24 protein-coding genes and 1 tRNA gene are annotated in these 26799 nt (G+C 60.4%); 11 read left to right on the plus strand and 14 right to left on the minus strand.

The window, feature by feature from the left end:
* Complete coding sequence (locus NH398_RS15425; RefSeq protein WP_253019196.1) at positions 1–477, plus strand: PepSY domain-containing protein; 477 nt, start codon at positions 1–3, stop codon at positions 475–477.
* A 95-nt stretch (positions 478–572) separates the two neighbouring features.
* Here the strand turns inward: NH398_RS15425 and NH398_RS15430 are convergent, their stop codons facing one another.
* A complete protein-coding gene (locus tag NH398_RS15430; protein WP_253019197.1) occupies positions 573–1922 on the minus strand; it encodes a Glu/Leu/Phe/Val dehydrogenase in 1350 nt (449 codons plus the stop codon).
* A 116-nt stretch (positions 1923–2038) separates the two neighbouring features.
* On the opposite strand from NH398_RS15430, the gene NH398_RS15435 reads away from it, so the two are divergent.
* Entirely contained in the window at positions 2039–3055 is a 1017-nt protein-coding gene (locus NH398_RS15435; RefSeq protein WP_366070705.1) for a DUF1853 family protein, read from the plus strand.
* A gap of 8 nt (positions 3056–3063) precedes the next feature.
* Here the strand turns inward: NH398_RS15435 and proB are convergent, their stop codons facing one another.
* The 4 genes from proB to rplU form a co-directional block, all read right to left on the minus strand.
* Positions 3064–4224 carry a glutamate 5-kinase gene (gene proB / locus NH398_RS15440; RefSeq protein WP_253019246.1) on the minus strand — a complete coding sequence of 387 codons (1161 nt, stop codon included), beginning with the start codon at positions 4222–4224 and terminating at the stop codon, positions 3064–3066.
* Between the two features lie 39 nt (positions 4225–4263).
* Positions 4264–5454 carry an Obg family GTPase CgtA gene (gene cgtA, locus NH398_RS15445; RefSeq protein WP_159340707.1) on the minus strand — a complete coding sequence of 397 codons (1191 nt, stop codon included), beginning with the start codon at positions 5452–5454 and terminating at the stop codon, positions 4264–4266.
* Between the two features lie 169 nt (positions 5455–5623).
* Positions 5624–5881, minus strand: a complete 258-nt coding sequence (gene rpmA, locus NH398_RS15450) for a 50S ribosomal protein L27 (protein WP_139527922.1) — start codon at positions 5879–5881, stop codon at positions 5624–5626.
* Positions 5882–5911: 30 nt separating this feature from the next.
* Positions 5912–6223, minus strand: coding sequence for a 50S ribosomal protein L21 (gene rplU / locus NH398_RS15455; protein WP_139527921.1), 312 nt, complete (start codon positions 6221–6223; stop codon positions 5912–5914).
* Between the two features lie 274 nt (positions 6224–6497).
* On the opposite strand from rplU, the gene ispB reads away from it, so the two are divergent.
* Positions 6498–7502 (plus strand): octaprenyl diphosphate synthase, encoded by a 1005-nt coding sequence (ispB, locus tag NH398_RS15460; RefSeq protein ID WP_253019198.1) that lies wholly within the window; start codon positions 6498–6500, stop codon positions 7500–7502.
* 104 nt (positions 7503–7606) lie between these two features.
* A tRNA-Pro gene (locus tag NH398_RS15465) sits at positions 7607–7683 on the plus strand.
* Positions 7684–7761: 78 nt separating this feature from the next.
* Here the strand turns inward: NH398_RS15465 and NH398_RS15470 are convergent.
* The 8 genes from NH398_RS15470 to NH398_RS15505 form a co-directional block, all read right to left on the minus strand.
* Positions 7762–10023: an ATP-dependent DNA helicase gene (locus tag NH398_RS15470; RefSeq protein ID WP_253019247.1), complete on the minus strand. Its 2262-nt coding sequence runs from the start codon at positions 10021–10023 to the stop codon at positions 7762–7764.
* Positions 10020–11699, minus strand: coding sequence for a VRR-NUC domain-containing protein (locus tag NH398_RS15475; protein WP_253019199.1), 1680 nt, complete (start codon positions 11697–11699; stop codon positions 10020–10022). Before NH398_RS15475 ends, NH398_RS15470 begins: the two co-directional genes overlap by 4 nt.
* 32 nt (positions 11700–11731) lie before the next feature.
* Positions 11732–12118 carry a hypothetical protein gene (locus NH398_RS15480; protein WP_253019200.1) on the minus strand — a complete coding sequence of 129 codons (387 nt, stop codon included), beginning with the start codon at positions 12116–12118 and terminating at the stop codon, positions 11732–11734.
* Between the two features lie 109 nt (positions 12119–12227).
* On the minus strand, positions 12228–13271 hold the full coding sequence (locus NH398_RS15485) for a histone deacetylase family protein (protein WP_253019201.1): 1044 nt from the start codon (positions 13269–13271) through the stop codon (positions 12228–12230).
* Between the two features lie 9 nt (positions 13272–13280).
* On the minus strand, positions 13281–13559 hold the full coding sequence (locus tag NH398_RS15490; RefSeq protein ID WP_159340702.1) for a GIY-YIG nuclease family protein: 279 nt from the start codon (positions 13557–13559) through the stop codon (positions 13281–13283).
* 6 nt (positions 13560–13565) lie between these two features.
* A complete protein-coding gene (locus tag NH398_RS15495) occupies positions 13566–17057 on the minus strand; it encodes an EAL domain-containing protein (RefSeq protein WP_253019202.1) in 3492 nt (1163 codons plus the stop codon).
* 33 nt (positions 17058–17090) lie between these two features.
* Entirely contained in the window at positions 17091–18140 is a 1050-nt protein-coding gene (locus NH398_RS15500) for a tripartite tricarboxylate transporter substrate binding protein (RefSeq protein ID WP_253019203.1), read from the minus strand.
* Between the two features lie 37 nt (positions 18141–18177).
* Complete coding sequence (locus NH398_RS15505) at positions 18178–18639, minus strand: YchJ family metal-binding protein (RefSeq protein ID WP_159340700.1); 462 nt, start codon at positions 18637–18639, stop codon at positions 18178–18180.
* Positions 18640–18794: 155 nt separating this feature from the next.
* Between NH398_RS15505 and NH398_RS15510 the strand changes: the two genes are divergently transcribed.
* Entirely contained in the window at positions 18795–19106 is a 312-nt protein-coding gene (locus NH398_RS15510; protein ID WP_159340699.1) for a hypothetical protein, read from the plus strand.
* A gap of 82 nt (positions 19107–19188) precedes the next feature.
* Here NH398_RS15510 and argE read toward each other — a convergent pair whose 3' ends face one another.
* The gene (gene argE / locus NH398_RS15515; RefSeq protein ID WP_253019204.1) at positions 19189–20358 is read right to left on the minus strand and encodes an acetylornithine deacetylase; all 1170 of its coding nucleotides are present in this window, start codon (positions 20356–20358) and stop codon (positions 19189–19191) included.
* A 201-nt stretch (positions 20359–20559) separates the two neighbouring features.
* Here argE and ugpB point away from each other — a divergent pair, with 201 nt between their 5' ends.
* From ugpB to phnC, 6 genes are all read left to right on the plus strand, one after another.
* Positions 20560–21885, plus strand: a complete 1326-nt coding sequence (ugpB, locus tag NH398_RS15520; protein WP_253019205.1) for a sn-glycerol-3-phosphate ABC transporter substrate-binding protein UgpB — start codon at positions 20560–20562, stop codon at positions 21883–21885.
* Between the two features lie 85 nt (positions 21886–21970).
* Entirely contained in the window at positions 21971–22855 is an 885-nt protein-coding gene (ugpA, locus tag NH398_RS15525) for a sn-glycerol-3-phosphate ABC transporter permease UgpA (RefSeq protein ID WP_253019206.1), read from the plus strand.
* Positions 22856–22882: 27 nt separating this feature from the next.
* On the plus strand, positions 22883–23725 hold the full coding sequence (gene ugpE, locus NH398_RS15530) for a sn-glycerol-3-phosphate ABC transporter permease UgpE (RefSeq protein ID WP_159340695.1): 843 nt from the start codon (positions 22883–22885) through the stop codon (positions 23723–23725).
* A gap of 2 nt (positions 23726–23727) precedes the next feature.
* Entirely contained in the window at positions 23728–24783 is a 1056-nt protein-coding gene (locus NH398_RS15535) for a sn-glycerol-3-phosphate import ATP-binding protein UgpC (RefSeq protein ID WP_253019207.1), read from the plus strand.
* Positions 24784–24975: 192 nt separating this feature from the next.
* A complete protein-coding gene (gene phnD / locus NH398_RS15540; protein ID WP_253019208.1) occupies positions 24976–25851 on the plus strand; it encodes a phosphate/phosphite/phosphonate ABC transporter substrate-binding protein in 876 nt (291 codons plus the stop codon).
* A gap of 143 nt (positions 25852–25994) precedes the next feature.
* On the plus strand, positions 25995–26798 hold the full coding sequence (gene phnC, locus NH398_RS15545; RefSeq protein ID WP_253019209.1) for a phosphonate ABC transporter ATP-binding protein: 804 nt from the start codon (positions 25995–25997) through the stop codon (positions 26796–26798).
* Position 26799 lies beyond the last annotated feature (1 nt).

The following is a 26799-nucleotide window of genomic DNA, read 5'->3' on the forward strand; positions in this document are numbered from 1 at the left end:
ATGAACGCTATGAAAAAAATGCTGCTGATCCCGACCTCTGCGCTTCTCCTGGCCGCCGCAGCGGGCAGCGCCCAAGCCGACACGCAGCCGTTGGACCGGATCGATGACATTCTGACCTACGCCAACGACTATGGGTTCAGCCACATCGAAGAGATCAACGTGGACGACCGTGGCCGCGTGGAAGTGGAAGGTTGGCTGGATGACGAATGGTACGCCGACGTGGATTTCTCCATCGATAACGGCGAAAGCCTGCAAGAAGAGCGCAAGCGTCTGATTACCGGCGCCTGGGGTATGAGTGAAGAGGACGTCCGCCAAGCACTTGATGCTGCCCGCCAGGAAGGCATGACCGAATTCGAAAGCATCGATATCGATAAGAGCGGCATCATCGAGGTTGAGGGTCGAGAGCAGAACGGCCGCGAGCTGGAGTTGAGCCTGCGTCAGGGCTCCTTCGACGTCACCCAAATGGATCGCGACTGATCACTCAAGCGATTCACATGTCAGTTAGCATGGCAGTGTGCCAGCACTGACACAGCGGCGGGCCTTCGGGCCCGCCGCTTGCGTTGCGTCGCTCATTAGCGGCAGTCTTGGCAGTTCCCTCGAGCCATGATCGCCGCTGCAATGCGCTCGATACCTTGCCGGTAAGCAGCCTGACGATAGGTGATCTGCTCCTCCTCCGCCCTCATCAGCACCCGCTTGGCCTCATCGCCGAGTCGGCGATCCAGACGCTGATTGACCTCCTCTTCCTGCCAGGTTTCGCCCGCACGGTTTTGCAGCCACTCGAAATAGCTCACGATGACGCCGCCGGTATTCGCCAGCACGTCGGGCAGCACGGGCACGCCGCGTTTTTCCAGCGCCGCATCCGCATCGCTAGTGAGCGGCCCATTGGCAATTTCAAGCACCGCGCCTGCCTTCACCTCGCCCACGTTGTCGCGATGCAGCTGATTTTCCAGCGCGGCGAGCACCAGCACATCGACCTCCAGGGTCAACAAGTCATCTCCAGACATGGCCTTGCCCTGCTGGCTTTTTGACAGCTTGCCATGCTGCTTCTTGTCCTCCTTCGCCGCCGCGACATCGAGCCCATCGGCATGGTAGATCGCACCGCTGGAGTCGGAGACCGCAACCACCTTGTAGCCACGCTGGCTTGCCAAGCGCGCAAAATGGAAGGCCGCATTGCCAAACCCTTGCACGGCCAGCGTGGTCTCCTCGGGCTTGCGCCCTTCGCGCTCGGCCCATAAATCCAATACGGTGAGCGCTCCGCGCCCCGTGGCCTCGACACGCCCCGGCGAGCCGCCAAGCGATAGCGGTTTCCCGGTGATGGCAGCAGGCGCCTGGGCGCGCCGAATCTGCTCATACTCATCGATCATCCAGCCCATGACGGTGGCATCGGTATTCACATCCGGTGCGGGAATGTCTCGGTCTGGCCCCATGATGTCGGCAATCGCGCGAATATAGCCCCTCGCCAAGCGCTCGCGCTCCAACGACGACAGCGCTTTGGCATCCACCTGAACGCCGCCCTTACCACCGCCATAGGGCAAGCCCACCACGGCGCACTTCACCGCCATCCAAAAGCTCAGCGTGGTGACCTCATGCTGGTTCACGTCAGGGTGAAAGCGCACGCCCCCCTTGGCCGGGCCGAGGCTGGTGTCGTACTGCACTCGCCAGGCGGGAAACGCCTTCAAACTGCCATCGTCCATGCGCACCGGTACACTCACTTGCAGCGAGAGGCTGGGCTGCATCAACCGGGCCTGGGCATCGGGATGAATCGCCAGCGCGCTGAAGACCGCTTCAAGCCGTGAGCGGGCATCTTCGAACAGCGCGGCGCCCGTCTCGGGGGTTAGCCGCTGCGGCGCATTGGTGGTGGACGTTTTCGCCGAGGATTTCTTCGCTTTAGATTTTTGCTTTTTCGATTTGGCACTGCCCATGCAACACTCCTTTGCGTGTATCTAGGGGATTTTATTGGCATCGCGAGGTAATGTGTTTAGCGTAGCAGCAAGCGGCTAACTCAGTCGTATATCGGGCCGGTTGATAGGAGAGACTTTTGACGACCTACGCCGAAGGTGTCAGCGATGGGATTCACCATGCGGTGCTGCGCGATATGGCGTGGCTCATCGTCACACCAGATTTGGTGACCCTTGGCGATTACCCAGGCCGCCCCACACGTTCCGCGCTGGGCTTAGCAGAGGAGCAGTATAAGTGGCTCGACACCCTGCTACCCAGGGTGCAAGCCCTGGATGGCAAGCTGACCACGCGCATGGGCCACTACCATGAACGGCTTTGGCAGCTGTTACTGGATAACGCCCCTAATACTCGCCTACTGGCCAACAACCTACGCATCACCCAGCGCCGTAACACCTTGGGAGAGCTGGACATGCTCTACCGCACGCGGACTACCCCAGCCCCGGTGCATTTGGAAGTGGCCATCAAATTTTATCTCGGCCTGCCGGACGGGCCGGGAGAGCCCACCAGTCAAAGCCGCTGGATTGGCCCCGGCGGCTTGGACAGTTTGGCGTTGAAGTGCGGTCACCTTCTGCACCACCAGCTGCCGCTCTCCCGCACGGCCCCTGCAAAGGCCGCCATGGCGCATTGGCTAACGCCCAGAGACATCGCAGAGTCCGCGACGCTCAGCGCACGGCTCACCCAACGGCTTGCCATGCCCGGCGTGCTGTTTTACCCCTGGCATGTCGCACTGCCACCACCAACCGGCGCAACCGCCGAGCATCGGCGAGGGTGGTGGTGCTATCAACACGCTTGGCCCAGCGTGGCCGAACGCTACAGCACGTCTCTTCAGATCGCCTGGCTGGAAAAGCCCCACTGGTTAGCGCCGCCAATGCTCGACGCATTTGGCCCCGCCCAAGCGCAGATGGCGGACGTGATGGCGCAGATCAACCGCTACGGGCCGCAGCAAGTAATGCTGTACGACCCACAGGAAGAAGAGAACTGCCGGGAAGAGAGTTGCCAAGAAAATAGTGGCCAGGAGAGACCGCTAACGCGGCTGATGGTGGTACCCGACGACTGGCCGCGCCAGGTACCGCTACCGCCGAAGCGGCGTGGTTAACCCGCCGTCTAAACCACCACGAGATTGTCGCGGTGGATCAGTTCGTGGGCTTCCACGTAACCAAGGATGGCTTCGATTTGGTGGCTTGGCTGGCCCGCTAGCTGGCGAGCTTCGTCGGCCCCGTAGTTGACCAAGCCCTTGGCCACGCGAGTGCCCTGCTCATCCACACACAGCACCATGTCGCCGCGCTTAAAACTGCCCTGCACGTCACGCACGCCAACGGCCAGCAGGCTAGAGCCTTTACCGCGCAGCACGTTCACCGCGCCCGCATCCAGCACCAGCGTACCGCGCACCTGAAGCTGACCCGCCAGCCAGCGCTTGCGCGCTGCCATGGGGGCTTGGTCGGGGCGCAGCAGCGTGCCGAGCGCTTCACCATTCATTACCCGAGTAATTACCTGCGGCTGGCGGCCGCTGGCAATCACGGTTACCGCGCCGGAACGCGCCGCGAGCTGGGCAGCACGCACCTTGGTGCTCATCCCCCCCCGGCCCAACGCCCCGCCGCTGCCTGCCACGGCGGCCAAGCGTGGGTCGTCAGCACGCCCCTCAGTAATCAGCGTGGCGTCAGGATTATGGCGGGGGTCGGCATCGAACAGGCCTTCCTGGTCGGTGAGCAGCAGTAGCGCATCGGCTTCCAGCAGATTCGCCACCAGCGCGCCGAGAGTGTCGTTATCGCCAAAGCGGATCTCGTCAGTGACGACGGTATCGTTTTCGTTGATCACCGGCACCACGCGCATCTCGACCAGCGTGCGCAGCGCCGAGAGCGCGTTCAGGTAGCGCTTGCGGTTAGAGAGGTCGTCGTGGGTAAGCAGAATCTGCGCGGTGAGCATGCCGTGGCGGGCAAAGTGCTGCTCGTAGCACTGGGTCAGGCCATTTTGGCCCACGGCGGCGGCCGCCTGAAGCTCGTGCACGGCGCTAGGGCGCGCCTGCCAGCCTAGGCGCACCATACCGGCTGCCACTGCACCGGAGGAGACCAGCACCACCTCTTTCCCCTGCTGATGCAGGGCGGCGATTTGATCCACCCAGCCGCCGATGGCCGCTTCATCCAACCCGCGACCATCATTAGTAAGCAGCGCGCTGCCAATTTTGACCACTACCCGGCGGGCGCTACTCAGCGCCTCACGGCCCGGCAACTGCTCGTTGTGTTCCACGTCGCGACTCTCCCACGCCATTGCGCTCACGCGATTTATCCTAGCTAGTACGCCGCTGGCTTACGGGGCGTACTCCACTTCGACATCGTAATCATCGTCGTCGAAATCGTCATCGTCTTCTTCATCATCGCGCTTACGACGACGGCCAAGGCGGGCCTCGGTACGGGCCACCGACTCCTCTTCCATGCGACGACGCATCTCCTGCTCGCGGGCATGGGCCTCTTCGTCTTCGTTTTCCAAGCGCTGCTGCTCGGTGAGCCAGCGGTAAGCGGCCTGCACCAGCTTATCGGTGCCTTCACTGCTGATCGCCGAAATGCGGAAGACGGGACCATCCCAGTTCAGCGCATCAATAATCGCCTGGGCGCGCGCCTCACGCTCCTCTTCCGGCAGCAGATCGAACTTGTTCAGCACCAGCCAGCGGGGCCGCTCGGAGAGCGCTGGAGAGAACTGGCCAAGCTCGTGAATAATCGCCTGCGCCGCTTCTACTGGGTCGGACTCATCGAACGGCGCCACATCGACCACGTGGAACAGCAGCCGCGTGCGGGTCAGGTGCTTCAAGAAGCGCAGCCCTAGGCCAGCGCCGTCGGAGGCACCTTCAATCAGCCCCGGTACGTCGGCCATTACAAAGTGCTCATGCATACCCAGCTTCACCACGCCCAGGTTCGGCACCAGCGTAGTGAACGGGTAGTTGGCCACTTTGGGCTTGGCCGCCGACACGGAACGAATCAGCGTCGACTTACCGGCGTTGGGCATGCCCAGTAGGCCCACATCCGCCATCACTTTCATTTCCAGGCGCAGGTTACGACGGTCGCCTTCGGTGCCCGGCGTGGTACGGCGCGGTGCACGGTTGGTGGAGGATTTGAAGTGAATGTTTCCCAACCCACGGCGACCGCCTTCGGCCACCAGCACGACCTGACCGATTTCCGTCACGTCGGCAATCACCTCGAGGGTGTCTTCATCGATCACCGTGGTGCCCACCGGCACTTTGACGTGCAAGTCTTCCCCGGCTTTACCGCTCATCTGGCGGCCCATACCGCCCTGCCCGTTTTCAGCTTTGTAGAAGCGCTGAAATTTGAAATCGATCAAGGTGTTGAGCGCGTCATCACCAATCAGGTAGACGCTGCCACCGTGGCCGCCATCGCCACCATCGGGGCCACCTTTGGGCACATATTTCTCGCGGCGAAAGCTCAGACAGCCATTGCCGCCTTTACCTGCCTCAACAATGATCGAGGCTTCATCGACGAACTGCATTGGATTCTCCCGGCCGCTTCCGCCGCCCTCACTGCACTATCCCCACCCGCCTCAGGCGGGCAAAAGGGATCGAAAAGACAAAAAAGCCCCGCCATGGCGGGGCTTTTTTTCGTCATCTTCGCACTGCGTAAGTGACACAAGAGCACTTACACAAAGCAACCGAGGCTGCTTAGGCAGATACGATGCTGACGAATTTACGGTTCTTCGGACCTTTGGTCTCGAACTTCACGACGCCATCGTTCAGTGCGAACAGCGTGTAGTCACGACCAACGCCCACGCCAGTGCCGGCGTGGAAACGCGTGCCGCGCTGACGAACGATGATGTTACCAGCGGTTGCCGCTTGGCCACCGTACAGTTTCACACCAAGGCGTTTGGATTCGGAATCGCGACCGTTACGCGTGGAGCCGGCTGCCTTTTTATGTGCCATTGCAAAATCCTCCTAAAGGGAATTGGCTGCTTACGCAGAAATTCCGGTAATTTTGACTTCAGTGAACCACTGACGGTGGCCCTGACGCTTCATGTGGTGCTTCCGGCGGCGGAATTTGATGATGGTGACTTTGTCGCCACGGCCGTGGGAAACAACTTCGGCGGAAACCTTGGCACCGCTTACCAGCGGAGCACCAACGTTGACGTCGTCGCCGTCTGCAACCAGCAGCACTTCATCAAACTCAATCGTTTCGCCGGTAGCGACTTCGATTTTCTCGAGCTTGAGGGTCTGACCTTCTTGAACGCGGTACTGTTTGCCACCGCTTTTGATAACTGCGTACATGTCGCTCTCCGGACTTGTCGTTAATGCCGGTTACGCCCCGCGTAACCAACGCTCATCGCCTTCCGCTCTTATCGACCTGCTGCGAGTGGCGCCCCTTTTGGCAACCATCTGACAGGGAGCATGATGAGTGGGTCGCGGATTATAACGACTATCGCGCCTTACCACAAGGCCACCGGTACTTGTCAATCGCCCCCATGGCGCTACGCCTTGACGCCTTACAGGCAGCCCCATAGCATGACCTCACTCTTCTTACCCGCCGCGATGAACGGAACCCATGACAGCCAACGTCTCTCCAACCCCGCCTGCCAGCCCTTCGCCCTCACCGCTGCACGCCGTGGTGGCCGATGACTTTGACGCCGTCAACCAGACGATCGTCGCTCAGCTCAACTCCAAAGTGCCGCTGGTGGAAACCATTGGCCAGTACATCATCGAAAGCGGCGGTAAGCGTCTGCGCCCGCTTCTGGTGCTGCTGGCGGCCCGTTCGTTGGGCTATGAGGGCGACAAGCACATCACCCTCGCCACGCTGATCGAGTTCATGCACACCTCCACGCTGTTGCACGACGACGTGGTGGATGAGTCGCACATGCGCCGGGGCAAGAAAACCGCTAACGACGCCTGGGGCAATGCGCCTTCGGTGCTTGTGGGCGATTTTCTCTACTCCCGCTCGTTCCAGATGATGGTCGACGTTGGCTCCATGCGTATCATGGCGATCCTTTCCGGCGCGACTTGCGTGATTGCGGAAGGCGAAGTGCTGCAGTTGACCAACATTGGCAACCCCAGCATTTCCGAGGCGGATTACTTCGAAACGATTCAGGGCAAAACCGCGATGCTGTTCGAAGCCGCCTCCCATAGCGGCGCAGTGCTCGCCGGGGCCACGCCCGAGCAGGAGCGCGCCCTGCAGCATTACGGCCGCTACCTGGGCCTGGCTTTCCAACTGATCGACGACCTGCTGGACTACCAGGGCGACGCCACGGCCATGGGCAAAAACGTTGGTGATGACTTGGCCGAAGGCAAGCCCACGCTGCCGCTGATCCACGCCATGGAGCGTGGCACCCCCGAGCAAGCCAAGCTGATTCGTCAGGTGATTCGTAAAGGCGGTCTCGAGCAGCTAGACGACGTACTCGCGATCATCCAGGCCACCGGCGCCCTCGAGTACACCCGTGCCCGGGCAGAAGAGATGGCGGACAAAGCGCTGGCTGAACTCGACGCCCTGCCAGCCAGCGCCTACCGCGACAGCATGGCGCAACTCGCCCGCTTGGCCGTCGATCGCCAGGCCTAATCGCCGGGAACGGCGTCTCTGCACAAACCGCGTAAAAGGGGCTTGAAAAAAGCCCTTCGCCTGCGTATGATTCGTCCCGTTGTTGAGCACGCCTTAGCAACCTTCGGAATATAGCTCAGCTTGGTAGAGCGCTGCCTTCGGGAGGCAGAGGTCGTAGGTTCGAATCCTGCTATTCCGACCAAGAATTTAGTGAAAACGGCCACTTAGCTCCTAGAGCAAGTGGCCGTTTTTGTTTTTTGCACTGCTATTTTCCGAGCGATCAGTCCAGGTGCCACCAGCGCGGCAGCAGTGCGCGCACCTTGGCTTGAGCAAAGCGGTCATCCATCAATACCACCACTCCTTCATCGTCCGGGCTGCGGATCACTCGCCCGGCGGCTTGCACCACTTTGATCATCCCTGGAATACGATAAGTGTAGTCATCACCTTGGCCAAAACGTGTTTGCAGGCGCGCTTTTAGCGCTTCGTTGAAATCGTTAAAGGGCGGCAGGCCCAGTGTCGCCACGAAAGCGCCGATGAGCCGATCACCGGGAAGGTCGATTCCCTCCGCGAAGGCACCGCCCAGCACGGCAAAACCGATGCCTTTACCGCCGGGGGCAAAGCGCGCCAAAAACGCCTCGCGCTCGGGCTCCTGCATGCTGCGAGTTTGCGCAAACACCGGAATCTCAGGGTGCGCCTGCTCCAACACACGCATCACCTGCTCTAGATAAGCAAAGCTGCTGAAAAAGGCTAAATAGTGGCCCGGCGAGCGCCGGTACTGCTCTGCCAGCGTAGCGACGATGGGAATTACCGACGCAACACGATGATGATAGCGCGTAGAAATGTCCGTACGTAGCTGCACCTCTAACTGACGGGCGACAAAGGGCGAATCCACCTCGCGCCATACGCTCTGCTCGGGCAGGCCCAGCAGGTTACGGTAGTAATGGAAAGGCGACAGCGTGGCGGAAAACAGCACCGCGCAGTGGGCGCGCTTAAAGCGCGGGGAGATAAAGTCCGCCGGAATCACATTGCGCAGCCCAAGCACTGCACTTCCCTTGCCTTGAATCTCCAAATCGCACAGCGAGTGGTCGCCGAACGATTCCGCCAAGCGGCAGAATGTAAGCGCTTCGAACAGCAGTTCCTGGAGTGCCTGATTCGCGCCGTCGGGGTGCTCCACGAGATAATCCGAGATAGCCCCGGCCAGGGTATGCAGTGCGCCCACCAGCTTGGTGGGTAGCGCTTCTAGCAAGTGGTAAGGCCGTTCTGGAGAGTGCTCGGCGGCCTCTTTGTTGAGCGCCTGCCACCGCCTGCCCACGCGGGCCAGCGGCTTGGCTAAGGCGGGCGGGGAGTGACGGCGTAGGTAGCTCAAGCGCTGCTGGGAGAGCGCGGCGCTGTACATGCCACGAGCACGGTCTACCAGGTTATGCGCCTCATCCACCAGCAGCCCCACTAGCCAGTCGTTGGCCTGGGCAAGCCCGTGCAGCAGCGCGTGGCTATCGAACCAGTGGTTCACATCCCCCACCGCCACATCCGCCCAGCGGGCCAGCTCCTGGCCTAAGTAGTAGGGGCAAACCTGATGCGCCAGCGCCACCTCCCGCAGCGCATCGCGCGCTAGCCAGCCTTTTTCCACCGCTGCCTGGCGGGCGGCAGGCAAGCGGTCGTAAAACCCTTTTGCTAACGGGCAGGCATCACCTTGGCAGGCGGTGCCGGGGTACTCGCAGGCTTTATCGCGGGCCACCAGCTCCAGCACTCGCAGCGGCTGGGCAGTTGCCTCTAGGCTCGCCAAGGCATCGAGCGCGAGGCGGCGGCCAGGGGTTTTCATAGTGAGAAAAGCGATGCGGTCGAGCCGCTGGCGGGGCATCGCGGAGAGCATGGGAAACAGCGTGCCCAGGGTTTTGCCAATGCCGGTGGGCGCTTGGGCCAGCAGGCAGCGCCCGGTGCTGGCGGCTTTGAACACATCTTCGGCCAACGCCCGCTGGCCTGGGCGAAAATCCACGTGGGGAAAGGTCAGCGTGGCGAGCCACGCATCGCGGCGTTCGCGGTGGGCAGCCTCCTGCTCGGCCCAGGCTAAAAAGCGCTGGCACTGGTCGGTAAAGAACGCATCAAGCTCTGTGGCACTGGCCTCCAAGGTCAGCCGCGTTTCCTGACCGCTGGCAATATCCAGGTACACCAGCGCCAGCGTGATATGTGAAAGCCCGCGCTCAGCGCAGAGCAGCGCGCCGTATACCTTCACCTGGGCCCAGTGCAGTGCGCGCTGGTTATCCGCCATGCGCGCCAGGCTGCCGCGATGGGTTTTGACCTCTTCAACGCAATTCGCCGCCACATCGAAGCCATCGGCGCGGCCCGCCACGCGCAGCCCCTGATACTCGCCGGAGAGCGGCAATTCGGCCAGGTAGCCCGCTATGTTTTCTCGCCGTTTGGCCACCAGCGCGTGCCCTTCAATGCCCTCTTGGGCGCTGGGCGCAGGGGTAAAACGGTGATCGAGGTCGCCTTGGCGTGCGGTGAAATCGCACAGCGCACGCACTGCGACCCGATAGCGGCTCATGAAGTTGGCTGCCAGCGCACGTGACACACCTCGACCGGCATGTCGTGGCGGCAGAAGAAATCAATCCAGCGACGCTGGTTATCTTGCAGGCGGTCACCGGGGCCTTTCACTTCGATCATACGGTAGCTAGGCTTCCCGGCGGGCGCATCGGGCATTAGCTGGATAAGATCCGGCAGGCCCGCTCGGTTGTGCTTTAGGTCACTCAGCAAGCGGGTAAAGCAGGCGCGCAGGTGCGCGGCGGGCAGGCAGCTAAGCGCGGCTGTTAACAGAGGCTCGCTCAGGATACCCCAGTGCACAAACGGCGAGGTAATGCCCTGCTTCGCGTGCCATGTCGCGCGCATCGTCTCGCGGTAGCGCCCGTCGTCTAGCTGCGCCAGGCAGGCGTCGATCTCGGCTTGGCGCTGACGAACGAAGTCCTCGCGGTACAAATCCGCAGGCCCACTATGAAACGGGTGAAAAAACGCCCCCGGCAGCGGTTTGAAAATCGCTGGCCAGAGCAGCAGACCAAAAAGCCCGGTGATTAGGCAGTTTTCCACATAGAACACCGGAGCACTGGCGGTGGATAAGTGTTCGGCAACGGCGCGCTCTACCGATTGAGGGCCAGGAAGCTCCAGCACGTAGGTCGGGGCCTCGGCGGCTTTCACGGCCTGGGGGGCAGGCTGGTTCAGCTTGCGCGCCAAGCGGGGCAACAAGCGCCCCAGCGCTTGGGCTTCGCTCTCCCCCGCCTGCTCGCGCGCGGCCTGAGCGAGTTCATAAGCCTCTGAATAGCGCTTCAGGCGTTCCAACACTCGCAGCCTGCGTATGCGCGCCTCGCTGTTAGTCGATTCGGCGTAAAGCGACAGCGCCAGCTCCGTATTGCCGCTACGTTCCGCCGTTTGCCCCAGGGTAAGCAGCAGCCGCGAGCGGCGTGCGTCTAGCCAACGGTTGTTGGAGGCCGCGGGCACTTCTGTAGCCAGCTGTTCAGGCAGCTCACCGTTTTCTAGGCGTTCGCGCAGGTGGTGTAGTGCCAGATAGGTGTCCACCTTGTCTCGATGCTGAAACGCCCGTGAATCGGCGGTCAGCGGCACTTGTTCAAAACGCTGTAAACCCAGCTCGGTGAGCACGAACTCGGCCCAGTCCTGACGCAGGTTGCCAAAGAACATCAGCCGCAGGCGGTCGCACAGCGCCATGACGTTGAGTCGCACGATGTGCGTTGTTGCGGCAGGCCACCACTGGCGCAGCGGCAGTGCATCGGTAAGCATCGGCGTTAACGCCGCCTGAAGCGCTGTTTTGGTGGCGTTAGACGGCAGCCCAACGGAATTCATAGAGGCTTTCAGGGCGTCGCGCAGCTCGCTTAAGCGCAGCAGCCGAAACAGCTCCTCCACGCTTAACAGCGGCGCGTCATCCACCCAGCCAAGCGCCAGTAGCGGCGCCAACGCCTGATAAGTATCGCCAATTTCGGGATAGCGGAGCTTATCCACGCGGAACAGCTCGCCTTTACGCATCACCATCCGCACTAACAGCGCTTGAGAAGCGCGGGGCAGCTGCGACCACTGCTGGAGCGTGTGATGCTCATCGGCACTGAGTAAATCACCGTGGCGCGCCTGCACCCACGCGACCACGAAGCGAAAATTCGCTAAGTAGTAGAAAGGATCATCGAGGGAGGCGGTCGCCGGAGCGGCAGAGGCACTGTTCATGCATCCATTGTAACAGTGCAAGCAGTCGTGGGTTAACCCACGCGGTGCTGGTAAAGCACTTCCAAGGCATCGTCAGCGGCTTGCTCGTCGGCGTTCGGTGTGTCAGAGGTTGGCTCGCTCACACGCGGGGCCGGCTTCGCTTGGGCAGCTGGCCTGCGCCCGCCGACCAGCACATACCACTCCGCTTCGGTGAGATAGTGCTGGCACCAGCGGCTGAGGCCATCGGCAACGGCGTCGCGGCTGCGCTCGCCGCCTCGAAACGCGGTCGCCAGGTGAAGCAAATCCTGGCGGGCAGTGCGGGCACGGGCGTTGCCCCCATGCACTTTAGTGAGCGGGCAGCGTCGGTCATAGGCCGCGTTGGTGAGGGCATTTAGCCAACGCTCCACTTCATGTGCCTGAATACCGCCGTAAACTGCCACGTGCCGCTCCCGCGTTGAACGATCAAATTAAAAAAGAGATAACGACCTATAGCATAGGCCAAAAAGGCATAAGACTGCCCGAATTTCGTGCAACTGTCACCTTAATGCCTTATTTCACGCCCTGCATGACCTCCTCAAACCCTTGTAAGACGTTCACCACGTTGACCCCGATATCCTCAACGGCATAGCCCCCTTCCATCAAAAACACGCAGGGTAGCCCGGCGGCGGCAAGGCGCTGCCCGAGGGCAATAAAGTCGGCGTGTTGAAAGGTAAAGGCGCTGATCGGGTCACCTTCAAAAATATCCACACCCAGCGATACCACCAGCAGCTCGCACTCTGCTCTGTGGATGTGCGCCAGCGCCTCATCCAACGCGGCCATCCACGTCGCAACGGAGGTGCCCGGCGGCAGCGGATAATTGGCCGTGAAGCCTTCACCTACTCCTTCGCCGGTTTCGTCGCTGTAGCCCGAAAAGTAAGGGAAGGTCACGTCAGGGTCGCCGTGGAGCGAGGCGAACAGCACGTCGTCACGGCGATAGAAGATCTGCTGGGTGCCGTTACCGTGATGAAAATCTACGTCGAGAATCGCGACACGGCGCTTGCCAGCGTCCAGCGCGCGCTGGGCAGCGATGGCGGCATTGTTAAAGAAGCAGTAGCCGCCGAATTGATCCACCGCCGCGTGGTGGCCCGGCGGACGGCACAGGCCGAAGGTCGGCTCGCCAGTGGCGAGGGTATGATCGATTGCCGCCAGCGCCGTATCTTTACTTGCCAAGGCAGCGGCAAAGGTGCCTTCCGTAATCGAGGTTTCAGCAGCCAGGGCGTAGTAGCCCAACTGGCCGCTCACCGATTGGGGAATACGGTCGCCGCGCATCGTTCGTGCAGGCCAAATGTTGGGAATCGCCTCCCCCGCATGGCCCGCCGCTTGCCATGCCTGCCAGCAGTTTTCCAGGAACGCGACGTAATCAGCATCGTGAACCGCCAGCACGGGCGCTAGGCCGTAATCGTTGGGCGCGCGCACCTCGAAGGCCGCTTGGCGCAGGGCTGCCAGCACCAAATCGATTCGTTCCGGGCACTCGAAGGGCGTGACCAAGGCACCATCGTGCAGCTCGCTGCGTGCTTGGCGGCGGCGACTGCCTTCGGAGAAAAACGTCAGCATCAAGGCTCCTTACTCTTCATACGTATATGGCCACTTGGCGGCCCAGCGGCGTTTTTGATCGGGTGACTGCTGCTTTAGCCGATACTCTGCTCGGCTGGCCTCAGCGCGGTCGGCAAACGGTTGCGCGCCGAGCAGGGCTAACGGCGGATTCGCTCGGGTATAACGCGCGCCTTTACCCGCCGCATGGGCGCGGTAGCGCTTGGCGAGGTTGTTGGTAATACCCACATAGGTACCCCGCTGACACTCTAGCAGGTAGAGATACCATTGGGGCGGCGAACTCTTGTCCATGATGACTCATTGGTTGACGGGCGTGGTGGCCGTTCGCTGAGCGGCCAGCAGGCGCTCGAGCTCCGCCAAGGGCATGGGCTTGGCCAACCCGAAGCCTTGGAAGCCGTCGCAGTGATAGCTTAACAGCCGCTGGTGCTGCTCGCTGGTCTCGACCCCTTCGGCCACAACGCTCAGCCCCAAATGGTGGGCCATGGAGATGATGCCTTGAACGATGGCAGCATCATCGCTGCTGTTGGTCAGCTCGTGAATGAAACTGCGGTCGATTTTCACCGTACTGATGGGCAGATGCTTCAGATAACTCAGGCTCGAGTAGCCGGTGCCAAAGTCATCGATGGAGACGCTGACCTGCATACCGCGAAGGGCATGTAAAATCTCGATGGCGGAGGCGGTGTTATCCATCAAAATACCTTCGGTCAGTTCCAGGGAGAGCTGTTCGGCAGGCAGCCCGGTATCGGCCAGGGTTTGGCGTAGCGTGGCCAGGAAGCTGTCACGATGGAACTGTAGCGGTGACAGGTTGACCGCAACGCGCAGTGCGCCCAAGCCGCTGCGCTGTAGTGCCAGCATGTCGTGACAAGCGCGTTGCAGCACCCACTCGCTGATCGGCATGATCTGCCCGGTGGCTTCCGCTAGTGGAATGAAGCGTGCCGGCGAGACATAGCCTTTGCTGGGGTGCGGCCAGCGCAGCAGCGCCTCCACGCTGGCAATATTGCCTTGCCGATCCATCAGCGGCTGATAGTGAAGCTCGAAGCCTTGGTGGTCGATCGCTTCTTGCAGGTCATTGCGCAGGCTCACTCGCTCGCTGGCCAGCGCATTGATGTCGTGACTGAACCAGGCGTACGCGTTGCGTCCCTGCTGCTTGGCCTTGTACATGGCCATGTCCGCCTGCTGGATCAGCGTTTGCGGCTGCGGCGTGTCGGGCTGGCTCATGGCAATCCCCACGCTGGCGGTCAGGTACAATTCATGGCCCTCCATGCAGTAGGGTTTGGCGAGCGCGGGCAGCAAGCGCTCGACCACCTCGATGACCTGCTGCTCGTCGCCCGTATTGGTAATCAGCAGCACGAATTCATCGCCCCCCAGGCGGGCGACCGTGTCTTCCTGGCGTAGCCCGGCCCGCAGCCGCTTGGCCACTTCGATCAGTACCTGGTCGCCTACCGCATGCCCCAAGGTATCATTGATGGGCTTGAAGTCGTCTAGATCGACGAACAGTACGCTGATCCGCTCACCGCTGCCTTGGGCGGCGGCAAACTGCTTATGCAGGGTCTCTTCGAACATCATGCGGTTGGGCAGACGGGTAAGGTCGTCATGGGTGGCATGGTAAGCCAGCCGCGCTTCATAGGCTTTGTGCTGCGAAATATCGTGCTGAACGCCCACAAAGTGCGTGACCTGACCTTCGCTATCTCGCACGGGCGCAATATAAAGATCGTTCCAGAATGGCGTGCCATCCTTGCGGTAATTGCACAGCGTGACATGGGTTTCGCGCTGCGCTTGAATCCCGCGCCGTAGCTTGGTGACCATGGCGGGATCGCTCTCTGGCCCTTGCAAGAAACGGCAGTTTTGGCCAATCACGTCACTCTGGGCGTACCCCGTCATGGTGCTAAACGCTTGGTTGGCGTAGATGATGGGCAGGTCAGGCTGTCGGGCATCCGCGATCAGTACGCCGTTGACGCTCGCTTCCACGCTGCGCTCCAGGGTGCGAAGCCGCGTCTGCTGACGCCGCTTGTCGGTCACGTCCTGGGCGATACAGTAGACCCCCTCGATGTGCCCGTTGACCGTGACGGGCAGGCTGATCAGATCCAGAATGCGTTGCTGGGCCTCCCGGTCGGTCATGGTGACTTCGTAGCGGCTAATGCCTCCCTGAAGCACATACGTGAAGTGCGCTTTGATGCGCTCTCGCTCGTGGGGAGCAATGAAATCGGTGAAGTGCCGCCCCACGACCTCGTCCAACGGGTAGCCGGTCACATCGGCACAGGTGGTATTGGCGGTTTGGAAATAGCCGCGCTGATCCAGCGAAAAGACGGCGTCGGGGTGGTGCACGAACAGCGAGCGGTAGCGCTGCTCGTTCTCTTCCAACGAGTGACGCGCCGCCGCCAGCTCCCGAGTACGGGCAATGGTAGCCCCCACGACGCCCACACTAAAAGCCAGCAGCCAGCTCATCACCAAGCCACCCATGGCCACACTGATGGGCATCACCCCCAAGAGGTACCAATTATGATGCTGCCCAGGATACGCGGTCAGCATTAAGTTCACGCCGCCAGGCAAGCCGGTGAGCCGGTTGGCCAAGGCGTTCACGGGGGATTCTACGCCTTCCACGGCGAAGCCCGAGGGGTGCAACATCATCAGCAGCTGCTCGCCTCGGCTCACGCCTACCTGAAACGGCCCCAGCGCCAGGCTTAACTCATGGTTGAGCAGCGCGCTCAAGTCGATGGCCGCCAGCAGCTGCTGTGCTCGGTTGGGCACGGGAAGCGCCATCAGCATCATGCTGCGCTGCTCGCCATCGGGCATCAGCAGCCGCGGACGATCAAAGGGCACCGCCAGCCACGCCTGTACGCTGGGTTTGGCTAATTGTCCTACCAACCAACCATCGCGCCCCTGCTGACGCCCCTGGCGCCAGATCAGCCCCCCTTGAGCATCGATCAGGGCGATGGCATTCAAACTCAGGGTATCGCGGAAATAGCTCTGGGCATCTTGTTGGAGCAGTGTCGTGCGCTGCTCGTCAGGCAAACTCCCCAGGCGCTCTGCCATACGGTGCATGAGCTGCAGACGCTCTGACATGGCCTGCTCCGCGTTGAGCTGCACGTTATCCAGTAGATAACTGGCTTGCAACTCGATGGTCGAACGCTGGTTCATGCTCAGCAGTAACCACGCGAGACTACTCACCAACACGCCCGCCAACCCCACCATGACCGTAAGCTTACCAGGGCTCAGCCGCTCGGCGCGATGTCGCCAGCCCGCGACCAGCAGCGCGGCTCCCAGCAGCACGATGAAGACCAGCACCGCAATGGGCGATGAGCTGAACAGCGGCCGATCCTCTGCATCGCTCATCCATAGCCGCGCCACCACCCAACCGCCGAACAGCAGTAGCCCAACCCCAGACGCTCGCCAGCAGACTCGGCGCCAGTGGCTGCCCACGCCGACCCACAGACACGCGGTCATCCAGCCGAGCATCAGCACCGCTAGGGTGGTCATGCGCTCGTCCTGACTCACCAGTGACGTTGCGACGCCACCATCCACCACGTTATGTAGCAGCGTATAGAGCAGCAGCACAGCCAGCACGGCGGCGCTCAGTTGTCGCAGCCAAGCCAACTGACAGAGCGTTGCCAGCAAACTCACCCCTATCAGAAACGTGGCCAGCGACGCATCGGGGACCAGCAGGGGGCCGAGCAGTGTTTCAGGCAGCACCAGCCCAACTAGCAGGCCAGCACTTCCCATCAGCAGCAGCGTGGCCGAGACGATTAAGAGCAGCGTTTCGGCTGCAAGATCACGGGTATTTAGCGGCACGCGGCCTCTCCTCTGCGTTCTATGGCCTCAAGGCTAGCGCTCAAACGCCATGGTATCGGCCAATCGCTGCAGCTGGTCGTACTGGGCATCGAGATAGCGGCCATACGCGTCGCGGGGCATGAAATCGACGTGGGAGCCGTGGGTATGCTGCAGCGATTCCACCAGCGCAGGCTGTTGAAGGGCTTTTTCGAAGGCCTGGGCCAAACGCTCCAGACGCTCCGGCGGCGTATTCAGCGGCGCAAAAAGGCCGCGATCCGTCGTATTGACCAACGCGATACCCTGCTCGATCAATGTCGGCACCTCCGGCAGCGCCGCGAGCCGCGTGTCACTGGCCACGCCCAGCGGCACCAGCGCACCACTCGCGAACAGCCCCCCGGCGGAGGGCAGGTTCAGCATGGCCACGTCCAATTCGCCGCCCAGTAGCGCCACGACCTGAGCCCCCGTATCGGGGTAGCGCACGAACTGGATGTCGCCCGGCGAGATGTCCGTCTGCTCGAAAAAGTGCAACCAAAAGAAGTGATCGGTCGAGTTGGGAATGATGCCCACCAACAGCTCACCGGGATGCTGCTCGACGAACGCTGCGATCTCGCTGGCCGTGGTGAGCGTATGGCCGGACACGGTGGCGGGAATGTTCACGGTGCGAGTCAGCAGTGCAATGGGGGCAAACGCATCGTGGGAGTAGTCGGACAGTCCGGCGATATAGGCCAAGTCGATGGTTTGATGGCTGCCCAACAGCGTGAGGCCATTCGGGGCGGCTTGCTTCACGAACTGCGAGCCGAGCGTGGCACCGTTGCCCGGCATGTTCATCGTGATGATCGACGTCCCCAAATAGGTCTGCGCTTGCTCGGCAATGACCCGAAATAGAATATCGGTCGCGCCGCCCTGCCCAAAGGGCACCACCAAGTTGATGTCCGATGCTGAGAAAGCGTTCGTGCGGGGCGCCTCCTCGGCGGTGGCTTGAGACACTCCAACAAGGGCGGCCAGTAGTAGTGTCCCCATGAGGAATAGCGACGTGACCGTGTGGCGATGAACGCCCATGTGCCGCCGTACGGTTTTCAGTGCGTTAGTCGACCCAACGATCATGGCGTTTCATGCCTCACACGACTTAGCAGTGATGTGCTTATGCTTTGCAACATACCTTTAATTTACGCCCGCTACCACAGGGGCAAGGCGCATTGCGACCCGGCTTTAAACGCGCCACGCTGGGCGTACCGTCGACGTACCACCAGCGCCCCGCTTCCTTCACGAACCGCGAGACCTCCTCTAACACATGCCAGCCACTGGGCTCGCGAAACGTGGCGCGAAAGTGCACCGTTCCCTGGTCATCTTGTGCGCTAGGCGCCTCGACAATCACCAGCGACAGCCACTGTGTATCGGGGTCGGGCGGTAGCTGATGGGGACGCGTCGTGGCGTGCCACGTTGCCAGCAGATAGTCACGCTGATTCAACGCGAACGCCGCGTAACGTGAACGCATCAGCGCTTCTGGCGTGGGTGGCAGTGCCCCTTGGTGGTAGGGCTGGCAGCAGCCATTAAACGGAAGACCGCTACCGCAGGGGCAACTTTCAGGCTGTGAGTGAGTCATAGCTGTAGCTCTGGCTTATGCATTTTGCGGGCGCTGTAGATGTTTTGTTTCGGTATTGGCCCCGAGTTGGGTATAGTAACAGAGCAAGATCCCTAGACAGACGGAGTACGACAACACGATCGATCATTCTTTCCAAACGCAGTGGAGGTTCTCCTATGAAGGTTTACAAACCGGAATGGCAGTGCACGTTTAGCGTAAACGAAGGCGCGGAAGAATCAGCAAACTGGAAAGAGCGAATCGCGTGGCGGCTTAGAGAACTCGCCGACCGGCTGGAAGGCGGCGGCCGCACGATCAAAATCGACTGCAGCGTCTCGCCCCAGGTGAGCCGTGACGAAGTGGATACCTGCTTGGGGAAAGGGTTTGAGGTCACACAACGGCTTCTCACCCAGCTGGCCCAGCAGCAGGCGTGCGAAGATGTGATGCGCCATGCGAAAGCCGAGCTTTACGAAGAGCAGCATCAGCATTAATAGCCAGACCGTAAGCGTCTCACAAAAACACCCGCCCGATGACACCGGCGGGTGTTTTTTATTGGGCGCAAGCAGCCGACCATTAGCCCGCGAAAGGCGCTTCCATGGCGCGGCCCAAACGCTGCATGAAGGCACTGCACTCGTCTAGCTGCGCCGTGTCAATGTACTCGTCGGGCTGGTGCGCCTGGGTAATGCTGCCCGGCCCTAAAATGATGGTTTGTAGCCCCTGCCCCTGGAACTGTCCGGCCTCCGTCGCATAGGCCACCGCGTGCTGGCAGCAACCGCTGGGCAGGTGATCCTGCGCTAACCGCAGCACCTGCTGATTGTCTCGGTCGGCAAGCCCCGGCACCGTCACGTTCAACGGCTCGGTCGTGATCTCGACGGTTTTTCCCTGAGCGCCGAGCGACTCGCTGAGCGTAGCGCAGTAGTCGCTAAAGCGCCCGTACACCTCTTCAAAGGTTTCTGTGGGTAGGTGGCGAATCTCCCACTCGAACTGGCACTCCCGCGCCATGATATTAATGGCCGTGCCGCCTTTGATTTTACCCACATGCAAGCTGGTATGCGGCACGTTAAAAGCCTCATCCACGCGTCCCTCTTCCACCAGTGCGGCCATAGTGTCCTCGATGAACGTCACCAGCCTTGCGGCCACGTGGATCGCAGAGGTGCCTTGATTCACCTGGCTACTGTGCGCTTCACGGCCAATCACTGTGGTACGCAGGTTGGTCGCGCCCTTTTGCGCCACCACCGGCTGCATGCTGGTGGGCTCGCCGACAATCACATGAGCCGTGGTGGAGTAGTGCTCACAAAAGCGCTTTATCAAGCTGGGGGCGCCCACGCAGCCGATCTCTTCGTCATAAGAGAAGCCGAAATAGATCGGCTGCTTCAGCGGTGCCCTCGCCCAGGTGGGCACCATGGCGAGCGCACAGGCAATAAAGCCCTTCATATCGCAAGTGCCGCGCCCATATAAACGGCCATCGCCGCCATCGCGCAGGGTGAACGGGTCGCTGCTCCAGGGCTGGCCGGCCACGGGCACCACATCGGTATGACCAGACAGCATCACGCCGCCGGGGGCATCCGGGCCAATGCGGGCAATCAGGTTGGCTTTGGTGCCGCAGGGGCTCATCACCCGTTCGGCGGTCACACCGTAATCGGCTAAATAGCCCTCGACGAATTCGATAAGTGCCAAATTCGATTCGCTGGAGGTCGTGTCGAACGCCACCAATTGGGCCAGCAGCGCAGTTGCATCGGTCATGTTGATCTCGTTCGTTAGGCTTTTCAGCCACCCTAGCACCCCGCCTGTCCTTTGCCTACTGGGCACTGCAAGCGTCTCACTAAACGTTGGCCGTCACGGCAAGTTCACCGTGCATTCACGAAAGCGTCATCTACACTTCCTACTGTTCAGTGCACCCAACAACTCAATAAACGTACTGCGCAAGACCTACAAGGAGCCGTTATGTCTCGTTTCACGTTGCACGCGCTTGCCCTCGGTGTTGCCACCGCCTCGTTCAGCCTCTCCGCCACTGCCGCCACCGAAGTGACCTGGTGGCATGCCATGGGCGGCCAGCTGGGTGAGATCCTGGAAGGCATGACCGAAGAGTTCAACGCTTCTCAAGATGAGTACCGCGTGACCCCCAGCTATCGCGGCAACTATACCGAAACCATGACCGGCGCCATTGCAGCGTTCCGCGCAGGCGAGCAGCCGCACATCCTGCAGGTGTTCGAGGTCGGCACCGGCACCATGATGAACGCCGACGGGGCGATTTATCCGGTGTATGAGCTAATGGAAGACCATGGCCGCGCATTTGACCGTGACGCCTTCCTGCCCGCCGTAGTGGGCTACTACACCGATACCAACGGCAACATGCTGTCGTTCCCGTTCAACTCCTCTACGCCCATCATGTACTACAACCGCGATGTGTTCGAGGAAGCCGGCCTAGACCCAGAACAGCCGCCACAAACCTGGGAAGAGGTGGCTGAATACGCTACCCAAATTACCGAATCGGGTGCTGCTAACTGCGGCTTTACCACCTCGTGGCCGAGCTGGGTGATGCTGGAGAACTTCTCCGCTATGCATAACTCCCCGCTGGGCACGCTGGAAAACGGCTTTGGTGGGTTGGAGACCGAGCTGAACTTCAACAACGAGCTGGTCGCCCGCCACTGGGATAACCTGAAAACCTGGCAAGATGCCGGTGCCTTCAAATGGGGCGGCCCCGGCCCTGGCCCAGATGCCGAACCGCTGTTCTACTCCCAAGAGTGCGCGATCTTCTTCGGTTCGTCTGCCTCTCGTGCAGACGTGGCTGCCAACGCCGACTTTGAAGTGGGCTTTGGCATGCAGCCCTACTACGCTGACGTAGAAGGCGCGCCGCAGAACTCCATCATTGGGGGGGCAACACTTTGGGCCTTGCAGGGCCACACTGATGACGAATACGCCGCCGTCGCAGCGTTTTTCGAGTACCTCTCTCAGCCGGAAGTACAGGCCGAATGGCACCAGCAAACCGGCTACCTGCCGATTACTCAAGCCGCTTGGGACTTGAGCCAAGAGCAGGGCTACTACGATGAGAACCCCGGTGCGGATACCTCGCTGAAGCAGATGACGCTGAACGAGCCCACCGAGAACTCCAAAGGCCTGCGCTTTGGTAACTTCGTACAGATCCGCGACATCATCTCTGAGGAGATGGAAGCAGTGATGACCGGAGGCAAATCAGGCCAGGAAGCGGCCGATGCGGCGGTAGAGCGCGGCAACCAACTACTGCGCGATTTTGAATCCGCGAACCAGTAAGTAAGCACCGGCATCGCCGTCTGCCTTTTAGGCAGGCGGCGATGTCGTTATTAGTGCCGTCTGTTAATCGCAGGTTTCGTCGCTTATGCAAACCAAACGCATGACCTTTCCAGGGCGCTTTCTGCCCTATGCGCTACTCGCCCCTCAGGTCATTATCACGCTGATTTTCTTTATCTGGCCTGCCGGTCAAGCGCTCTACCAATCGCTGCTCCGTGAAGACGCGTTTGGCCTACGCACCACCTTTGTCGGGTTGGATAACTTTGCCCGCCTGTTCCGTGACGGCAACTACCTCAACTCACTCTCGGTGACGGTGGTGTTTGCAGTTGGCACAACGCTGCTCTCCATGGCAGTGGCGCTGCTGCTAGCCTGCACGGTGAATCGCATGATTCGCTCGCGCAGCACCTACACCACGTTGCTAGTGTGGCCCTATGCCATTGCCCCCGCCATCGCCGGGGTGCTGTGGTGGTTTATCTTCAACCCCTCCATCGGCATCGTGCCTTACATGCTAGATATGGTGGGCTATCAGTGGAACCACCGCACCTCGGGGGCGGACGCCATGCTGCTGGTGATTTTTGCCGCCGCCTGGAAACAGATCTCCTATAACTTTCTGTTCTTCCTGGCCGGGCTGCAGTCGATCCCCCAATCGCTTATCGAAGCCGCCGCCATTGATGGTGCCAGCCCCATGAAGCGCTTCTGGACCATTGTGTTCCCCCTACTGTCGCCGACCACGTTCTTCCTGATGGTGGTGAACGTGGTGTACGCGATGTTCGATACCTTCGGGATTATTCACGCCACTACCCAAGGCGGCCCCGCTCAGGCCACCAACACGCTGGTGTACAAAGTGTACGCCGATGGCTTTGTCGGCCTGAACCTGGGGTCATCTGCCGCGCAGTCGGTGATTTTGATGGTGATTGTCGTGGCACTCACGGTGGTGCAGTTCCGCTTTATCGAGCGCCGGGTGAACTATTAGTCGCAGGCTGACTGCTGGAGTCTTGTCATGGTTGAAAATCGTCCCTGGGCGAACTTTTTTGCCCACTTAACGCTGATGGTCGGCGTCGCGGTGGTGGTATTTCCCGTCTACGTGGCGCTGGTGGCCTCGACCCAAGCGCCGGGCGACCTGCTGCGCGGCACGCTGCCGATGCTGCCCGGTGCCCACGGCATCGAAAACTTTACCCGCATGTGGCAATCCGGCGTGTCTAACGCGGGCGCACCGCCTGCCGGCACCATGCTATGGAACAGCTTTATCATGGCCATGGCGATTACCGTGGGTAAGCTGTCGATCTCGCTGCTCTCCGCGTTTGCGATTGTGTACTTCCGCTTCCGCTTTCGGATGTTCTTCTTCTGGCTCATCTTTCTTACCCTGATGCTGCCGGTGGAGGTACGCATTATTCCTACCTTCCAGGTGGTCGCGGACCTCAACATGCTCAATAGCTTTGCCGGGCTGTCGATACCGCTCATTGCCTCCGCCACCGCGACGTTTCTGTTTCGGCAGTTTTTTATGACCATCCCCGAAGAGATGCTGGAAGCGGCCCGGGTGGATGGCGCAGGCCCGCTGAAATTCTTCAAAGACATTTTGATGCCGCTCTCAATCACCAATATCGCCGCGCTGTTCGTGATCATGTTTATTTACGGCTGGAACCAGTATCTGTGGCCGCTGTTGATCACCACCGACCCGGACTACTACACCATTGTGATGGGCATTCAGCGCATGACCTCTGAAGAGAACCCCCAGTGGCACCTCATTATGGCCGCCGTGGTGATGGCGGCTCTGCCACCGGTATTAGTGATTCTGTTTATGCAACGCCTGTTTGTGAAAGGCCTGACCGAGACGGAGAAATAACCATGGCCAGCATTACCTTGGAAGGGCTAAAAAAAACCTACGCGGGCAACGTAACAGCGGTCAAAGGGGTCGATTTACACATTCAGGACGGCGAGTTTGTGGTGCTGGTCGGGCCTTCCGGCTGCGGTAAATCCACCTTGCTGCGCATGGTGGCAGGTCTGGAGACCATCACCGAGGGCACCCTGAAAATCGGCGAGCGTGTAGTGAACCAGCTAGAGCCCGCCGAGCGGGATATCGCCATGGTGTTCCAAAACTACGCCCTCTACCCGCATATGACGGTGTACAACAACTTGGCATATGGCCTGAAGAATCGCGGCTTCAAGAAAGACGACATCGACCAGCGGGTGCGCACGGCGGCTAAGATGCTGGAGATTGAGGACTTTTTGGAGCGCAAACCGCGCAAGCTCTCCGGCGGCCAGCGCCAGCGGGTGGCGATGGGCCGTGCGTTAGTGCGCGAGCCCGCTGCGTTTCTGTTTGACGAGCCGCTCTCTAACCTTGATGCCAAGCTGCGCGTGCAGATGCGCGTCGAGATCAAGCAGCTTCAGCGGCGGTTAAAAACCACCAGCCTCTACGTGACCCATGACCAGCTCGAAGCGATGACGCTGGGCGACCGGCTCGTGGTGCTGAATGCCGGGCAAATCGAGCAGGTGGGCACCCCGATGGAGATCTACGCCCGCCCAGCTACCATGTTTGTAGCGGAGTTTATTGGCTCCCCGGCCATGAACATGCTGCCGCTGGATTACCTTGCTCAGCAGGATACCCAGGGCGTGCTGAGTCAGTTGCCGAAAGAGACTGATACCGTCGGCATCCGCCCGGACGATATGCTGCTCGCCCCGCCAGCCGCGCCCTATATAACGCTGAACGCTACCTTGATGCTGTTTGAAGCCGCCGGGGCAGAGAGCCATCTTTACCTGAACTTGGCAGGCAGCGACCAACCCACGGTGGTGCGTACCACAGGCCAGCCGCCGGTCAGCGAAGGTGAAACGCTGCAGGTGTACGTCACCAGCGATGCACTTCACCCGTTCAACAGCACCACTGGTAAACGTACCTCGCACTAACCTCTACGCCTTGGGAGAGACTCGCCTGAGGCGTAGCGGCTTCCTTACCAGCAGCCTGTCATCGTCACGTGATCATAACGTCATATGGACGACACTCGAATGTCACAGAGGGCTGACAACCTGAAACACACTTTAACCTGCTGCTTGTTTCCATTCGCCAGGCAGCACCTTCAACGTTTCAGGAAACGCTCCATGATGAAAACTCTAATAGCACTGGCGGTAGCGGCCACCACTTTCACGGTCTCCACAGCCCAAGCCAATAGCGATCTCAGCAACGTTTGCCCTAACCCTATCCGCATGGCCGATACGGGTATCGAGGGCATGGGCCCACTCGAAGAGGCGTTTGGCCCCTTTGCTGAAGCGTTTGAAGAGACCACCGGCCTCACGCTTGAGATGTTTAGCCTGAGCAACCGCACGGCGGCAGGTACCGCGCTGCAGTATGATGACGTGGACCTTGTGTTTGCGGGGCCGTCTGAGTTCGTCCTGTTCGACCGCGAAAGCGATATTGAAATTCTGTTTGCGATTGAGCGCCCCCACTACGGCAGCAGCTTTTATGTTCCCGCCGATAGCGATATTCAGTCGCTGGAAGACCTGGCAGGCCATCGCGTTGCTTTGAAAGATGTGGGCTCCACCAGCGGCCATATTTTCCCAAGCCAAATGCTGGTTGATGCGGGCCTGGATATTGATCGCGACCTTGAGATCATTATGGCGGGCGATGCCCGTATCGCCGCGCTGGTTAACGGCGATGTGGATGCCATGGGTGGCGGTAACCGCGATATCGAAGAGATCCAGGCGATGGACCCGGACGGCGAATACCGTGTGATTGCCACCAGCGATGTTTTACCCGGTGACCCGGTGGTGATGCGCGGCTCGCTAGACGACGCTTGTAAAACAGCGCTACGCAGCACCCTGGAAGAGAACCGCGACACCCTGTGGAACGCGCTGATTGCCACCGACCGCAACGAAGATAAGTTTTTGAACCGCGACTCCTCGCTGGGCTTTGACCGCACCAATGAAGATTACGATGTCGTGCGTCAGGCCTACGAAGCGGCGGGCATAGCCCTTTAATTCGTTTTCCACCGTTCCCTTTATCGTGATCGCACAGGGACGTGCGTTGAACGAGCGAAGGCTCTGTTAGTACCAAGACACGGTAGGTCTCTCATGTCTGTTGTTTCACTCTCCCTCCTGGCATCCGCGCAGGAGGTTTTTGTATGAATGCCATCGATATTGCTAATGTTCACAAACATTACGGCAGCTTACATGTCCTGCGTGGGCTAACGCTCAGCATCCCCAAAGGGGAGTGTGTCATTTTGCTGGGGGCTAACGGCTGTGGTAAATCCACGCTGATGCGCTGTATCAACGGCTTAGCCCCTCACGATCAGGGCGATATTCGCATTTTCAACGAATCGCTTTCGCAGCTTTCCAAACCGCGTTTGCGCACGCTACGCCAAAAAATCGGTGTGGTGTTTCAGCAGTTCAACTTAGTCCAGAACGTCAGCGTGTTTCAAAACGTGCTGTATGGCGCACTGGGCCAGCAGCGTCTTGGCTTACTGTCCACACTCTCTTGCACCGCAAGTCACGAGCTTCGCGAGCGCGCCATGCAGTCACTCGACCGAGTGGGGTTGGCCCATAAGGCCCAGGCCAGCTGTCGTGAACTGTCTGGCGGTCAGCAGCAGCGCGTCGCAATTGCCAGAACGCTAATGCAGGACGCTCAAATCATCATTGCGGATGAACCCATCGCCAGCCTGGACCCAAAAGCGGGACGCGAGATTATGGACCTGCTGCTAGAGGTAGTGAGCGAACGTGGACTCACCGTGCTGTGTACGCTGCACCAGCTAGAGCTAGCGCAACAGTACGGCGACCGCATTGTGGGCATGAAAGCGGGTACCGTAGTGCTCGATACGCCTCGTGAGACGGCCACGCTGAGCGATATGCAGGCGCTCTATCAAGGTGACACCCGCGTCGAACAAACGCCCTCTTCTCCCACAACCAGCCAACCGCTTAGGGCGATCTAAT

Origin of the sequence: Halomonas sp. CnH100-B, assembly GCF_024124605.1 — a bacterium.
Classification (GTDB): Bacteria; Pseudomonadota; Gammaproteobacteria; order Pseudomonadales; family Halomonadaceae; genus Vreelandella.